This is a genomic window from Mangrovibacter sp. MFB070, assembly GCF_000705335.1.
In the GTDB taxonomy this organism is placed as follows: Bacteria; Pseudomonadota; Gammaproteobacteria; order Enterobacterales; family Enterobacteriaceae; genus Mangrovibacter; species Mangrovibacter plantisponsor.
On sequence record NZ_JJMI01000021.1, the window covers coordinates 1 to 14,519 of the forward strand.

Here is a 14,519-nt window from a genome sequence, read left to right on the forward strand (position 1 = left end):
TTTTGTTTGGTCTCATCCCAATCGGCAGGGGGGAGGCTTTGCATCAAGTCTGACATAACTTTAGCAGGTACAGGATTAGTTACGTGATACTTGTCGGCAACCATAAGCTTCTTAAATTGGTTTATACACTGTTTGGTATCGTTCACATTGATCACCTATTTCCCTACTGGGTAAATGACGCCATTCGGCGAGGGCCACAAAACATCTGTACCTGAATTATACGGAAGATCTTTAGTTATGATCGCCTGTGTTTTTGTTAGTGCTGAATGATAGGGTGAATTTTGGATGAGAACGAGGTTATCAAAATCGTTGGTTCCACCATCATCAAGAGGGATCTTGTGATGAACCTGCCACCCAGCGGGAGTCTTACCACCTGCAAGCCTTTCCAGACTACCAGCATCAAACGTTGACAATGCATCAGGATGTTCGGACAGTGACTTTAGAAAATTAGGTCGGACTGAACTATTAAATTGATTACGAAGCAATGCATATTCACCACGGTCGCGTCTGAGATAATTTATCTGCTGAACATTCATGTCATCCAAAAGAACATGGGCTTGCTTGTATTTCCCAAGATAACTTGTAAGTTCTTCTGCCGCCATTGGGTTTCTTACGACCAGAAGTGATGCTGCCGATATTAGCAATCCTGAGGTCGTTTGATTGAGTACCTGATCATATCCTTTTGCAGCATCGCCGCCTAACTGCTCGGCAGTACGCCGGAAGCCTTCAATATTACCATTATATAGCCCACCAGCTGCCAGCAGTCTGCCCGCGGCTTTGCTGTTGATCGTCCGGTAGTGTACTGGGCGTTTTAACTGATTATCTGTTATGTAGCTGAGACGGAAATACATTGATGCCGGTAAATCATTACGTAGTTGTCCTGATTGTGTGATAACCGGGAAGATCTCGCTTCCTGAATGATTATTTCTCAAAAGAACAATTTTACCGTTTCTTAGGTCATTAAGAACATCGCGGTATGCCATCCAGGTGAATTGACGGTGGAATACACGATATTTGTTAACAAATGCACCGTATCCGACAGGAAGGTTCCACTCCTGTATGATACTGTTTGAGTTGGCGGTGTATTCCATATCTCGAACAGCAGCAGCGGGGTGCCGTATATTCGGTATGTCATCAAGATAGATGTCATCCACTGATTTTGTTTGGTATGAGTGGGGTGTCACGATCCCTGGCACCTTATGCGTATGTAAGTGAAAGGGTATTTCACGAGTGTGAGAGATCTGTTTCTATAGGTTTAATCTGAAAATTAACGGGTGAAGTAGTTACAGGGTGCAGAACTGATGTAAGAATTCACTCTATACATGCACGAAATCAACCCGATCTTTCACGCAAAAAATAGCAACTAACTGAATTCTAATGAAAAAAACTTAACGTATTTGAGTTGTTTTTTTGAAAGGAAATGAACTTATCTAACTGATTTATATGAACTTTATAGAGGAAAAGCAAGAACAGGAATCGTATTCGGTCTTTTTTTTATCGCCTTATATATCAGTAACTTAGGGGGGGTGCACGAAAATGCACGAAATCGCATATCCGGTCTTTCGCCTCAAACCAGAGTAAACACTTTCTCACGCACATCAAGATATTTTTCTGTCATTTTTTCTGAACGATGCCCGAACAGCTTTTGCGCAAAATCTTTGCCGCGTTGTTCTTCGTGAAGTCGGCCAGATAATCTCCTGATTTCATGAAAACTCGGCGGGTTATCATTAAAAAGGATACGTATCGAGACTACTTTGAGCTGCACTGGCACGAATGCCTGATGTTAACCGGAGTACGTGGTTATCGCTGCATCTATATTTCTCCCCGCAGCATAACCACCTACAAGAGAACCAATTGCTTGACATGCACATGCTCAGGTGCGGGGTTTTTGTCGCGCTTGCTTACCTAATCACCTGAATGAATTATGACAAGAACACAACGATAATGTATTTTATTCCACCAAAAGCAAAGTAAAGTAAAAATAGAATTGTAAGTATTATGTTTACATAATAGTAAATGTTTAACCACCTTTTTTGTTCCAGTGGAAGTGTCGTAAAATAATCTCCGGAATACACTTTCCCTCCAAAACAACCTCGAGGCTTTTTACCGATTGTAAGGCAACGGAAAAAATATACCATAGGATATGCACCCCAAAAACCCATCATCGAATGAAAGTTATACGGGCCAGGGAGAGGGATCCCTGTTTTTCTGTATTCATCTAAAAAGATTTCATACTTTTTTTTATGTATGCCAAAGTAAATAAAGCTGAAAACTAAACAAGAAAAACCAGCCCAAGCAAAAAATAGGGCTGTATAAGACACATACTTAGAAAAAACTTCAATGGCCATTATAAAACTTTATCCGTCAATGCATCTGAAGCTTTGCCAGAACCGAAAAAACTAATTTCTGTACATGCATGCTATTTGATTGTAAATTGTTTTTCCGTTCATTTTTACTCGATCATCAGAGTGGATTATGACAGGAACACATCGATAATGTATTTTATTCCACCCAAAAAAAAGAAAAGTAAGACTGCAATTGTGTTTATTATGTTTGCATAATAGTAAATATTTAACCACCTCTTCTGTTCTGGCGGCAGTGTTGTGAAATAATCTCCGGAATACACTCTCCCTCCAAAACAACCCCGTGGTTTTTTGCCAATTGTCAGACAACGGAAAAAATACACCATAGGAAATGCCCCCCAAAAACCCATCATTGAATGAAAGTTATATGCGCCGGGGAGAGGGATCCCTGTGTTTTTGTATTCACTCAAAAGAATCTCGTATTTTTTTTTATGTATGCCAAAGTAAATAAAGCTAAAAATCAAGCAAAAAGCAATAATGCCAGCAAAAAATAGCCCTGAATAAGATACATATTTAGAAAAAATTTCTATCGTCATTGTAAAAATCTATCCATCAATCCATCTGAAGCCTTGCCAGCGACATACCCACCGACGAGAGAGCCAATTGCTGAACATACTAAAGCACCAGAACCACCTTCTGGTGCCGTAATTATACCAAGCGCGAGGCATATGCTATTACCGGCGATACCGCCATAATAGCCGCCAACAGATGAAACACCAGTACCTACAGTAAATTTTGCATAGTCTCTGAATGCCACTCTTTCACACTCATCCTCTCTGCCCACTGAGCAAGCCTGGATAACATCATTTGTTGTATTGGCAAAGGCGAAAGCTGTTCCAATATAGCCCCCAGCTTTTAATAGTTTTGCCGCTTTGGCTGCTCCGTCAACATAATCAGCATAACCAGGGATACCAACCAAACCGACTGTGGACCATTCATGTACAATAGACTTGCTTGATAATCTCAATGCTTTTCGCATATCTTCATAATCAGCAAGTTTTAATGTTCTTCTTGCCAGGTTTTTTAACAACGGCTTATTTACCAGTTCTTTTAACTGATTAAAAAGTGTAGATCTTTCAGCGAAAAACTCCTGGCTTATCAAAGAGCCCTTTGTGATAAATTGATTCCGATATGTGGATTCAATTTTTATCAGGACGCGCTCTATTTCTTTGAAGTATTTTTCCCCGGCATCTCCGACAGAGCTAAATAATTTATCACCTGCGTTGGTTATGGTTGCAATCAGGCCATAATTTCGCTGTAAAAAACTGGCTTCATCTGTACTTACACCAACCAGGGAAGTGTTAACTTTATGTTTGGTCTGTCTGAACTGATTAAGCATTGATGTCGTTACTGACGCACTGGGATCCGTTATGGCCTGTATCTCGCCGGGTTTAAGCCACTGTGTGTCGGCGTTAACCTGCATGAACTGTTTAGCGGCATCGCTCTTGTAATCCTGGAATAACATTCTGGCCTGAAAATCCAGCGTTCCTGGTTGTTCAACAACGCAATAACCGGGTGTATACGTCCTTGCCATCAATATTCTCTCTGTATCGATATTTTACTGATGAAGTGGAAACAACATATCTTTCCTGTCTGGTATACGAGTCAACGCTGCTGATGATTTTTTTAATAAAAATAATGGGTTAATCACCAGGCTAAGCAGGCAGGTGTTCACATTCTAATACTAAGGTCTGATTTAACAAGTCATTCAATACCCTGTTGCCTATTCTAAGAGTATTCTTATTAACTCGCTCTGTTTTAACTATTTCTGACTTCAGCTCCATGGATGTGCACAGCTTTCAGCACAGGAACAGAGCCGTTACCCCCTGGTGAGGCAGAACCAGGTAACGATGGAGTCAGTTCAGGGTAAGATGATTGTCTTTTTGGCAAAAAATGAGTGCGACTCACAGTGACAGGAATCAGCCTGAAACTTAGTGAATTTGCAGAATGCAACATAATTAGGCTTTTTGAACCTAATATTGAAATGTCGTTTAAATGGTATGAATCCGCCAGTGAGTTTATTCATACTGAGATGTTACGTATTCACATCATAGCTGGCCTGTTAATTTTTCCTTACCTGCTTGTAATGCTTCCTGCAACCACTCGAGACTTATTGGGGTGTTATGTATCCAGCCTTTGAATATAAGAAGAAACACCGCTGGCAAACCGGCAAATGCGCTCAGGCAGAGATGTGAGTATCACTGAGAAGTAAACACGAAAATTTCCCTTATCGCTGCAATACTCACTCACCATCATTGAACATCTGCTGGAAAAATGAGCCTTCAGAGTGCAGAGAATGCCCCTTCATTGATCACCAGGAAAACATCCGCCAGGCCTGGAAATAAGCTGCCATGCACCAATGTGTATTTTTTTTCAGCAAAATTTGAACCGAACCAACCATTTTTTAACCAATGATGAGTCATATGTTACTGAAACGCAGTTTTTAGCAGCGTGCTGGTTGGTTCATATGAATCATTCCATTTTTAATTTGGCACATGCGTTGCAATTGTGATTGGGTCTACCCGAAATGGAATCAGATATGGAACAGGCTGAGATCATCGCAAAGTTAAAAACACTCTATGAGCAATTACCTCGGCAGGAGCGGCAGGCCGCGAATTTTGTTTTAGATAACCCACAAGAAGTGGCTGTTATGTCGATGCGTGAACAGTCTCGCCAGGCCGGAGTTCCGCCTTCAACAATGACCCGGCTTGCAAAACGTGTCGGGTTTACCGGATATGACGATTTGCGTGCGGTATTTATTGCGACTATTCGGGGAAAAGACAATGAATATGAATCCCGGGTTCCTGGCCTGGTGGCAATGAATAAGCAAGGGGAAGCGTCGCTGCTGCGTAATCTGGCGGGCACAACTATGTTGCATATTGAGTCTTTGTGCCAGCAAGAAAACCTTGAATCGATTACCCGTGCCGGAAAGTTGTTGGCAGATGCCCGCAACATTTATTGTCTTGGAATGCGTTCTTCATTCCCGGTGGTATTTCACTTTCACCATGTGAGCAGTTGGTTTGCCAGTAATGTGCGTTTGATTGAAGGCGCGGGTGAGAGTGGCATGATGACGCTGTTGCATGATATAGGGCCTAAAGATGTCTTGCTGGTCGTGAGCCTTGCTCCATATTCGCGGCGGGCAGTGGTATTAACCCGGCATCTGGCGCAACAAAAGATACGGATAGTTGCAATTACAGATAATGCCAGTTCACCTGTGGCTCGTCTGGCAAGTGAAACTATTCTTGTGAAGAAAAAAACCACCTCATTTTTCGACACCATCACCCCGGCGCTATTAGTGTGTGAATTGTTAGTGGCTTTATTTGCAGCAAATGCACGTGTGGATATCCAGTCCTGCGTGAAAAATACAGAAGAACAGTTATGGGCAACCGGTGAGTGGTGGGGGCTTAATTAGTTATCTTTAAATTAACCAGAGGAAAATATGGATTATAAACCAGAAATGACCACTGCTCCAAAACATGGTCATAAGAGCCTTTTTTATTCTGAAGTTGTGAGCGATTTAAATGCGCTCAACAGTGTGGATATTGCGGTATTAGGTATTCCTTATGGCTCGCCTTATTCTATTGATGAAGTGACCAATGATCAAACTAATGCACCTACTGCTGTCAGGCAGGCGACTGACAGAGCAGTTCGGAGTATTGAACGCTATGATTTTGATATTGGTGGCCCGCTTATGGCGGGAAAAGAAATAGCGATGGTTGATTGTGGTGATATAGCGGGTGATGCCCGGTCCCTCGGCCAACATTACGATGCAGCAGAAGCAGTAGTTCGTAAAATTCTGCAATTGGGTGGGATGCCACTCATTATTGGTGGCGACCATGGTGTGCCAATTCCAGTATTACGTGCGCTGGATGAGTTAGGTGAAACAGTCACGCTTATCCATATCGATTCACACCTGGACTGGCGTGAGGAAGTTAATGGGGTTACTGACGGTTATTCAAGCCCCATTCGCAGAGCATCTGAAATGAAACATATCGGCGCTATCTGGCAGATTGGGTTGCGTGCAAATGGTTCAGCCCGGCAGGAAGAAGTGGATGCTGCCCTGGAATGGGGTGCTCATTTGGTTCCTGCGCATCAGTTGCACGATGAGGGCATGGATAGTGTTCTGGCACAAATTCCGGATGGAGGCCATTACTATATAACCTGTGATGCAGATGGTATCGACCCAACAATTATGCCAGCAGTGAACGGGCCAGCATTGGGCGGTGTGACTTACCCACAGATGCGTAAATTAATTCAGGGCTTAGTAAAAAAAGGAAAAGTGGTGGGTATGGATATCGTAGAAATTACACCTAAAAAAGACATTAACCAAATTACTGCTCTGACTGCCTGCCGCTTCTTTGTTAATTTGATAGGCACTGCGGTACGTGCAGGCTATTTCGATAAAAAATAAATTTTGCCAATACCAGGGCATTAACCATGCAGCATCTAAAAAATAAATGGGGGCCATATGAAAGTAAGAGTTGTGTCAATAATCATGTTGGGGCTGGTGGCGCTGTGTTCAAGTTTTACCGCCAGTGCGGCTGATGTATTAAATAATATTATGCAGCGCAAAGTCGTTCGCATTGCAGTGCCTCAGGATTATCCGCCTTATGGTTTTGTCGGTAGTGATATGCAACTACAAGGTGTAGATATTGAAACCGCGAAATTAATTGCAAATAAGATGGGCGTCAAACTGGAATTAATTCCGGTCACAGGCCCCAACCGAGTGCCATATTTGCAGACAGGGAAGGCGGATATGACTATATCTTCACTGGGTAAAACACCTGAGCGTGCAAAGGTTATTGATTACAGTATTGCGTACGCCCCATTTTTTGATGCGGTATTTGGTAAGTCAAATGTTCAGGCGAGCAACGGGGGTGAACTGGCCGGGAAAACAGTGTCTGTTACACGTGGCTCAATGCAGGATGAAGAACTGACCGCGCTGGCGCCAAAAGCAGTGGTTCACCGGTTTGAGGATAACAACAGCACTATTGCTTCTTATTTGTCCGGGCAAACTCAGTTAGTGGCGATTGGAACAACAGTTGCCGCAGCCCTTAAACAAAAGCACCCAGGGTTGGATCTGCAGCAAAAAATTATTCTGTCTAACTCACCATGTTATGTCGGCCTGCCTAAAGGTAGCCCGGATTTGGTTGCCAAAGTGAACGCCATCTTACGGGAAGCTAAGGCCGACGGCACCATCGATAAAATCTCAGAAAAATGGCTGGGTGCGCCAGCGGGCAATCTTCCGGAATCTTAATTAAATGTGTGCCACTCCGCCCATTTCGGGTGGAGTGTTGGCTGGTTTACAGGGTAATTTCCATGACAGTGTTAGCGACAAAATTACTTGCACGTTATGCAGCAGAAATACCAGGGAACATTCCTGATAACGTGTTTCAAATTGCCCGCAGGGCACTGACAGATACTCTTGGTGTAGCCATTGCTGGTTCCAGGACTCCGGTTGCCAGGCGAATTCTTGGTGTAACAATGGGTAGCGGTGGCGCAAGTTTGTTAGGAACTAACCGCAAGGTCTCTGCAACTGATGCGGCACGGTGTAATGGGTGCGCCGCTCACGCGCTGGATTTCGATGACAATTGCTATGCGGGTTTTGTTCATGGTTCCGCCGTGATAATCCCGGCGGCCCTGGCTGTTGCCCAGCAGGAAAAGCGTACTGGTGAAGATTTAATAATAGCCATTGTCGCAGGGAGTGAATGTCAGTATCGGCTGGGTGAAGCTTTAGGGCGCCCTTTATATGACAAAGGCTGGTGGACTACCGGGGTATTAGGAGCCGTGGGGGCTTGTGTCGCTGCAGCGTATTTATTACACCTTGATGAATCACAGGTTGCTCACGCTATTGCTTTAGCGCTGGTTGCTGCCGGGGGTAGTAAAAGTGCCTGGGGTAGTGATGCAAAGGCAGTAATGGCGGGCCTGGCCGCAGAACGGGGTGTTCTGGCGGCATTAATGGCTCAGGCTGGTATTACCGGGCCGCTGGATGTGCTTGAACATGCAACGGGTATCGCAGTGCTTATGAATAATGGGAACTTCGATGCGAGCCGTATTACCGCGCCTGGGTGGCGATTACTGGAACCTGGCCTTGATGTAAAACGCATCCCGGTGTGCCTCTCTTCTCATGCTGCTGTTGACGCCATTCAGCACCTGGTTACCCGGCACCCAGTCCTGATGGAAGACATCAAACGTATTCACTGCGATGTTCCGGCTATTGTGGCTGCTAATCTTACTTACCCGGCTCCCCAAACGCCCCAGCAGGCGCAATTCAGCCTTAATTTTGCGATTGCAGCGAGCCTGGTTTATGGCGAACTCACACTAGCCCAACTGGATTACAGTGCCATAAATAACCAAATGGTACGCCAGCTAATGCCTCGGGTGTTAATGACAACCACAGACCGCTGGCTGGAACCGGAATTCCAAAAAAACGCACCGGAAGGTGCCCGTGTCACTATTTATTTGCATAACGGGGAAGCTATTACTTACCAGGTTAATCGGGCTTACGGTAATGCTGTTTATCCGCTTAGCGAAAATGAAATTGATGAAAAGTTTATTGGCTGTACTCAGTCAGTTTATCCACGGGAACAGTGCACTTCGTTATTGGCGCGACTCAGGCAAATCATGGCACTTACCTCATTGACTCAATTGGGCATTTTACTGGAGAACCAACATAATGAATTTTGATTTTTCGCCAGTGTTAAGCCAGTGGCCCGGGTTGTTGAGCGGTGTGGCTCTTACTTTAGTGATGACACTGGTCGCGACTGTTTTTGGGATTGTGCTTGGCATTGCCTGTGGGTGGGGGCGGGTTAACGCACCCACGCCAGTAAGATGGGGGATTGCCTGCTACGTTGAGCTGGTACGCAATACGCCTTATATCATCCAGCTGTTTTTTATTTTTTTTGGGTTACCTGCCATGGGAATAAAGATGTCGGCACTGACTGCCAGCATCCTCTCTTTAGTCCTCAATCTTGGAGCTTACGCCAGTGAAATAACCCGTGCGGGTATGCAAAACACACCGCGCAGCCAGGTTGAAACTGCGGAAAGCCTGGCACTCACACGCTGGCAAATATTTGCCTGGATTATATTACCTCCGGCTCTTGGCCGGGTGTGGCCTGCTTTGGTAAGCCAGGTGATTATCATTATGCTGGGCTCTGCGGTATGCAGCCAGATATCGGCGCAGGAACTGTCATACAGCGCAAATCTGATTGCCAGCCGCACATTCCGCAATTTCGAAGCCTATATTGTCGCCGCAGTTATTTATCTGTGCCTGGCAATTCTGGTGCGTCAAATCCTTAACTGGGTTGGGCCACGGTTTATTTTTCGTCGGCCATGAGGTGTGCTAATGAGTGATTTCTCGTTATGGGATATTTATCGTAACTTGCTTCTGGCATTGCGCTGGACAATTGGGTTGTCTGCAATTGCGTTTATTGGTGGCGGCATCGTGGGTGGCTTGTTATTACTGGTACGGTTGTCTGGTATCCGTGCTGCTGAAATCGCCGTACGCATCTATGTCCAGATTTTCCAGGGAACGCCACTGTTACTGCAACTATTTTTGGTCTATTTCGGCCTGGCGATGATAGGGCTTGATACTTCAGCCATGTTCACCGCCTGCTTGTGCCTGACTTTATATGCCAGTGCCTACTTAACAGATATTTGGCGCGGGAGTGTTGAATCTATTCCACGCCAGCAGTGGGAAGCAGCACAAAGCCTGGCATTAAGTTTTGGCGAGCAATTGCGCTATATCATTTTGCCTCAGGCATTACGGGTGGCGATTGCACCCACTGTAGGTTTTCTGGTTCAGGCCATTAAAAATACAGCTCTGGCTTCCGTTATTGGCTTTGTTGAGTTGACTCGTTCCGGGCAGATTATATCCAATGCAACTTTTTCACCATTTTTAGTCTATGGCAGCGTAGCAATACTCTATTTCTTATTATGTTTCCCACTTTCTATGTGGAGCAGGCACCTTGAGCATCGGCTGGAAAAAAGGGCACGTTAATGACACAAACTACACAATTTTCACTGGTTGATATTCATTCTCTGAGAAAAAGCTTCGGTGAAAACGAAGTGCTTAAAGGCATTGATTTACAGATTAAACGCCAGGAAGTGGTCTCTATTATTGGTAAAAGTGGTTCAGGGAAAAGTACCTTGCTGCGCTGTATTAATGGGCTGGAAGATTTCCAAAGCGGTTCATTACGGGTTGATGGACAGGAAGTGTTAAGACATGACCCAGCCGCAATTCGTGAATTACGGCAGAACGTTGGGATGATTTTCCAGAGTTTTAATTTATTTCCACATATGACTGTCGGGCGAAATATTATGCTGGCTCCACAGTTGGTTAAAAAAATAGCCAGCGGCGAAGCAGAACGTATCGCCCGGCGTCTCCTTGAACGTGTCGGCCTGAGCGATAAATTCGACAGCTGGCCGGAAAGCCTTTCCGGTGGGCAACAGCAGCGCGTTGCAATTGCCCGCTCGCTGGCAATGAACCCAGAAATTTTATTATGTGATGAAATTACCTCGGCGCTTGATCCCGAACTTGTTGGCGAAGTTTTACAAGTTATTGAGTCATTAGCAAAAGATGGTATGACCATCATTATGGTGACGCATGAAATGAACTTTGCCCGTAAAGTCAGTGACCGGGTGGTGTTTATGCATCAGGGCAAAGTGCATGAAACTGGCAGCCCTGAAGTTTTATTTACTCAACCGCAAACAGCGGAGCTTCGCCAATTTTTGGCCTGAAAATTCTACCAGGAGTTAACCACAATGGTTCATACACGTATTCGCCCGTTTAATACCAAAGAAACATACCCGGAGCAAAATCTGAATAATGATCTGTGCCAGGCGGTTGTCGCAGGAAATATGGTTTTTTTACGTGGGCAGATAGGCCAGGATCTGGATACCCGTGAATCTGTGGGTATCGGTGATATAGCGGCACAAACCGAACAGGCGATGGCAAATATTAAAATGCTGCTGGATGAATGCGGGAGCAATTTAGAGGAGATTTGCAAAATAACCGTTTATTTAACTGATGTCCGTTACAGAGAAACCGTATACAACATTATGGGGCGCTGGCTTAAAGGCGTCTTCCCGGTATCAACCGGATTAATGATAGCGCACCTTGCTCGCCCTGAATGGCAGGTGGAAATTGATGTAATCGCAGTGAAGGCGTAAATACCAGCAGGTATATTGCAGCCAGGTTTCTGGTTGCTCGCTAAACTGGTATCCGCAGAAAATAACAGCCATTACCCCCGGATTTGGCGGTTTCGAGCCCGGGGGCTTCTTTGCGGTGTGTCCGTTTCGCCTGCCTGTCAGTCTGCCTGCTCAGGGCAAGTTGGGCTGGTGGTTTGCATGGAAAGGTGCTGTTTTAACTCACCCAGGGGCACTGGCCGGCCAATAAAATACCCTTGCAGTGCGTCACAGTCTAAAGACTCGAAATAAGTAAGCTGTTCTTCTGTCTCCACGCCTTCAGCCGTGATATGCAATGAAAAAGCTTTACCGAGACCCACAATATTTTCGACCACCCGTCGGGCACTTTCTGATGTATCTGTTGGGATGACAAAAGATTTATCCAGCTTGATCCCATCGAACGGGAAAGCATGGAGATAGCTTAGCGAAGCATAACCTGCGCCAAAATCGTCAATCAAAAAGCGGACTCCAATGCTTTTCAGAGACAGTATAATTTCAGTGACTCTGTCCGGGTCACTCAGCGCAGTATTTTCTGATATCTCAATTTCAAGCCGTGAGGGTGAAAGACCCGATGTGGCCAGCACATGGTGAATCCGCGAAACAAACCCGGAGACACGGAATTCGATAGCTGAAATGTTTACTGCGATGGAAAGCGTGCCGAAGTGTTCAACGGCATCCTGGCAGGCGGTAGCCAGCACCCAGTCGCTTAATTGAAATATAAGGCCGGTATCTTCTGCCAGGGGAATAAACTGGTCCGGCATCAACAGGCCAAGACGGGGGTGCGGCCAGCGAATAAGCGCTTCAATGGTTGCTACTTTTCCACTGTGCACGTCATAGCGAGGCTGGTAAACCAGCTGCAACTGGTTGGCGTGAATGGCATCACGAAGTTCATTCTCCAGTTCGCGGCGTTGAACAATTTGCTCTTCCATTGAAGGATGGTAAAGCCGCCAGCAGTTACGCCCGTCATGCTTTGCCTGGTAGAGCGCTATATCTGAATAGCGCAGTAAGTCATTGGCATCGGTAGCATGAAGAGGGGCAATAGCTATACCAATACTGGCACCAATAAATACATCGGTGTCTTCAAGGTGGAATGCCTGGGTGAGACGGGATAGCAAAGCATCACTCAGGCGTTCTGGTTCGTTCGACCCTTGTGTTGTGGGCAGAATAACGATGAATTCGTCGCCGCCATAGCGGGTTACCAGACCATTTTCAGGGATACAGTCGCGCATGCGTGCGGAAACGTCATGCAAAATTTTGTCTCCCACTGAATGCCCATACAGATCGTTAACTGGCTTGAATTTATCCAGATCAACTGTCAACACAGCAATTTGTTGATCATGAGCAAGCTGTTTCAGGGGTTTTTGGTCCAAAAACTGGCGCATTTGTACCCGGTTGGGTAGCCCGGTTAGCTCATCATGTTCCGACAGGTAACGTACTCTTGCCTGAGTCTGCACTTCCTGTGTAACATCCGTTGCTGTTCCCCTAAAGCCCGGTCGGCCGTCAGATTTTTTGACCTTCTTAATAACCAGGTTGCAATAATGTGGCTGGTTGTCAGGGGAAAAATACAGGCACTGATCGAGAGCCAGATGGCTGCCAACAGAGGCAGAACTGGCCCACTGTGTCAGGCGGTAATTTGGCTGTAAATCCAGAAGGAAGGTGGTGAGTGGCCGGCCAAGCCAGGCTTGTTGCGGGCTGCCTGTTATCACAGGGAAGCGGCCTGAAATCCAGCTAAAACATAATTTATCATCAGTTTCCCAGATCCAGTCACTGGTTGTTTCCGCTACATCGCGAAAGCGCTGTTCACTTGCAGCCAGAGCCAGCCGCCCTTGTTCCAGCAAAAATGTACTTTCATCATTCAGGCGCGCTCTTAACATGGCATGGCGCATTAAAGCCAGGGCCAGGAACAATGTGGCAAAAAAGAGGAAGACCATGGAAGGCAACACCCAGGTTAACAGCGCGCCACCGGGGTTGCTGCTTGTCCATTCTATGCTGATGCCCCCAGTGCTGGTGCTCAGTGGGAAACCGGCCTCTCGTTTATCAGAATCAACTTGCCTGGCGTGAGTATGGATATGTGTATTAAGTACACCATATTCCTGCCCCATAGCTCTCAATTTTTCCGGAGTCAGGCGGTCAACAAAAATCATAATAGATGGCGGGCCTGGAATGGGTTTTATGGTGTTGTCACTTCCTGTCTGTATCCAGGCTGCGGCCAGCAGAACCAGGGTGTTGTTCACCACGGCAAACTGCGAGACAGACTTACCACCAGATTGTTGAAGGCGCTGGTGCAGCATGGGTAACACGGGCACAGTTAACCAGCTTTGAAAAGGTGTGTGTACCAGCTTCCCGCTAATGACGCTGTAACGGGTGACATCATCCGGGTCAAGCACAAAAACACCTTCGAACTCAAACGAGGTATAAAGTGAACGCCCGAGGTTTTGTTGATCCCATGCCCAGTTGGTATTCAGGTGTACATGCAGGTTGGTATAGGCTTCACCCCAGTTGGCGTTATCATCAAGGTGGGTTCGAATTGCTTCCTGGCGGGCATGAAGCGCCTTTAACAGTAACAGCTGGTTTTGCTGGTCGGCCTGGGTGTTAAGCGTATTGGCAATAGAAAACAGCGTAACGATAACCGCCACGAAAATGGCGCTGATCATTACTATCATGGCAATGAGAGTTCGCCTGACTATTCCCCGGCTATCGGCCAGAGGAAGAGTACTTGCGGCGTTAAGCACATTTTTATTCATACTGTTTTCATTTCAGTGTGCTCAGAGAGCTTGATTGCGCCAGTCGCGAGTCGTCATTGATATATCGGCAGGGTTGCAGCAAGATTTACCGTAGGGAATCGCCACAGGAAAAATTATTCCCTGTTTGCCAGCCAGGACACAGTTTAGTGAGGTGATAAGGCATATACCCCGGAGCAGAGGCGGTTATCTGTTAACCTGGTGGCAGCTCAGGGAGTGATATCGATTC

General features: G+C 45.9%; 14 protein-coding genes. 8 read left to right on the top strand and 6 right to left on the bottom strand.

What is annotated here, in order from left to right; all coding sequences use genetic code 11:
• Positions 1-155: 155 nt before the first annotated feature.
• The 5 genes from DT73_RS08775 to DT73_RS08795 all read right to left on the bottom strand — a co-directional run bounded on the left by DT73_RS08775 (position 156) and on the right by DT73_RS08795 (position 3,897).
• On the bottom strand, positions 156-1,184 hold the full coding sequence (locus tag DT73_RS08775; protein ID WP_036107197.1) for an HNH endonuclease signature motif containing protein: 1,029 nt from the start codon (positions 1,182-1,184) through the stop codon (positions 156-158).
• Between the two features lie 383 nt (positions 1,185-1,567).
• A complete protein-coding gene (locus DT73_RS08780; RefSeq protein ID WP_200874781.1) occupies positions 1,568-1,765 on the bottom strand; it encodes a tyrosine-type recombinase/integrase in 198 nt (65 codons plus the stop codon).
• A gap of 157 nt (positions 1,766-1,922) precedes the next feature.
• A complete protein-coding gene (locus tag DT73_RS08785; protein ID WP_036107199.1) occupies positions 1,923-2,348 on the bottom strand; it encodes a hypothetical protein in 426 nt (141 codons plus the stop codon).
• Positions 2,349-2,473: 125 nt separating this feature from the next.
• Positions 2,474-2,899: a hypothetical protein gene (locus tag DT73_RS25105; protein ID WP_051691316.1), complete on the bottom strand. Its 426-nt coding sequence runs from the start codon at positions 2,897-2,899 to the stop codon at positions 2,474-2,476.
• Entirely contained in the window at positions 2,896-3,897 is a 1,002-nt protein-coding gene (locus tag DT73_RS08795) for a hypothetical protein (protein WP_036107201.1), read from the bottom strand. Before DT73_RS08795 ends, DT73_RS25105 begins: the two co-directional genes overlap by 4 nt.
• A gap of 1,005 nt (positions 3,898-4,902) precedes the next feature.
• Between DT73_RS08795 and DT73_RS08800 the strand changes: the two genes are divergently transcribed.
• The 8 genes from DT73_RS08800 to DT73_RS08835 all read left to right on the top strand — a co-directional run bounded on the left by DT73_RS08800 (position 4,903) and on the right by DT73_RS08835 (position 11,534).
• Positions 4,903-5,775, top strand: coding sequence for a MurR/RpiR family transcriptional regulator (locus DT73_RS08800; RefSeq protein WP_036107203.1), 873 nt, complete (start codon positions 4,903-4,905; stop codon positions 5,773-5,775).
• Between the two features lie 27 nt (positions 5,776-5,802).
• Positions 5,803-6,774 carry an agmatinase gene (locus DT73_RS08805; RefSeq protein ID WP_036107205.1) on the top strand — a complete coding sequence of 324 codons (972 nt, stop codon included), beginning with the start codon at positions 5,803-5,805 and terminating at the stop codon, positions 6,772-6,774.
• A 57-nt stretch (positions 6,775-6,831) separates the two neighbouring features.
• Positions 6,832-7,620 (top strand): transporter substrate-binding domain-containing protein, encoded by a 789-nt coding sequence (locus DT73_RS08810; protein ID WP_036107207.1) that lies wholly within the window; start codon positions 6,832-6,834, stop codon positions 7,618-7,620.
• Between the two features lie 62 nt (positions 7,621-7,682).
• The gene (locus tag DT73_RS08815; RefSeq protein WP_051691317.1) at positions 7,683-9,050 is read left to right on the top strand and encodes an MmgE/PrpD family protein; all 1,368 of its coding nucleotides are present in this window, start codon (positions 7,683-7,685) and stop codon (positions 9,048-9,050) included.
• Positions 9,040-9,699: an amino acid ABC transporter permease gene (locus DT73_RS08820; RefSeq protein WP_036107210.1), complete on the top strand. Its 660-nt coding sequence runs from the start codon at positions 9,040-9,042 to the stop codon at positions 9,697-9,699. The genes DT73_RS08815 and DT73_RS08820 overlap by 11 nt, the downstream gene beginning before the upstream one ends.
• 9 nt (positions 9,700-9,708) lie before the next feature.
• Entirely contained in the window at positions 9,709-10,362 is a 654-nt protein-coding gene (locus tag DT73_RS08825) for an amino acid ABC transporter permease (protein ID WP_036107212.1), read from the top strand.
• Complete coding sequence (locus DT73_RS08830) at positions 10,362-11,102, top strand: amino acid ABC transporter ATP-binding protein (protein ID WP_036107218.1); 741 nt, start codon at positions 10,362-10,364, stop codon at positions 11,100-11,102. The genes DT73_RS08825 and DT73_RS08830 overlap by 1 nt, the downstream gene beginning before the upstream one ends.
• Positions 11,103-11,126: 24 nt before the next feature.
• The gene (locus DT73_RS08835) at positions 11,127-11,534 is read left to right on the top strand and encodes a RidA family protein (protein ID WP_036107221.1); all 408 of its coding nucleotides are present in this window, start codon (positions 11,127-11,129) and stop codon (positions 11,532-11,534) included.
• Between the two features lie 137 nt (positions 11,535-11,671).
• Here the strand turns inward: DT73_RS08835 and DT73_RS08840 are convergent, their stop codons facing one another.
• The gene (locus DT73_RS08840) at positions 11,672-14,293 is read right to left on the bottom strand and encodes an EAL domain-containing protein (RefSeq protein WP_084172259.1); all 2,622 of its coding nucleotides are present in this window, start codon (positions 14,291-14,293) and stop codon (positions 11,672-11,674) included.
• Positions 14,294-14,519 lie beyond the last annotated feature (226 nt).

Coding starts and splice junctions, on each gene's coding strand:
- DT73_RS08785 (WP_036107199.1), bottom strand. CDS start 2,348: ATGGCCATTGAAGTTTTTTCTAAGTATGTGTCTTATACAGCCCTATTT.
- DT73_RS25105 (WP_051691316.1), bottom strand. CDS start 2,899: ATGACGATAGAAATTTTTTCTAAATATGTATCTTATTCAGGGCTATTT.
- DT73_RS08795 (WP_036107201.1), bottom strand. CDS start 3,897: ATGGCAAGGACGTATACACCCGGTTATTGCGTTGTTGAACAACCAGGA.
- DT73_RS08800 (WP_036107203.1), top strand. CDS start 4,903: ATGGAACAGGCTGAGATCATCGCAAAGTTAAAAACACTCTATGAGCAA.
- DT73_RS08805 (WP_036107205.1), top strand. CDS start 5,803: ATGGATTATAAACCAGAAATGACCACTGCTCCAAAACATGGTCATAAG.
- DT73_RS08810 (WP_036107207.1), top strand. CDS start 6,832: ATGAAAGTAAGAGTTGTGTCAATAATCATGTTGGGGCTGGTGGCGCTG.
- DT73_RS08815 (WP_051691317.1), top strand. CDS start 7,683: ATGACAGTGTTAGCGACAAAATTACTTGCACGTTATGCAGCAGAAATA.
- DT73_RS08820 (WP_036107210.1), top strand. CDS start 9,040: ATGAATTTTGATTTTTCGCCAGTGTTAAGCCAGTGGCCCGGGTTGTTG.
- DT73_RS08825 (WP_036107212.1), top strand. CDS start 9,709: ATGAGTGATTTCTCGTTATGGGATATTTATCGTAACTTGCTTCTGGCA.
- DT73_RS08830 (WP_036107218.1), top strand. CDS start 10,362: ATGACACAAACTACACAATTTTCACTGGTTGATATTCATTCTCTGAGA.
- DT73_RS08835 (WP_036107221.1), top strand. CDS start 11,127: ATGGTTCATACACGTATTCGCCCGTTTAATACCAAAGAAACATACCCG.
- DT73_RS08840 (WP_084172259.1), bottom strand. CDS start 14,293: ATGAATAAAAATGTGCTTAACGCCGCAAGTACTCTTCCTCTGGCCGAT.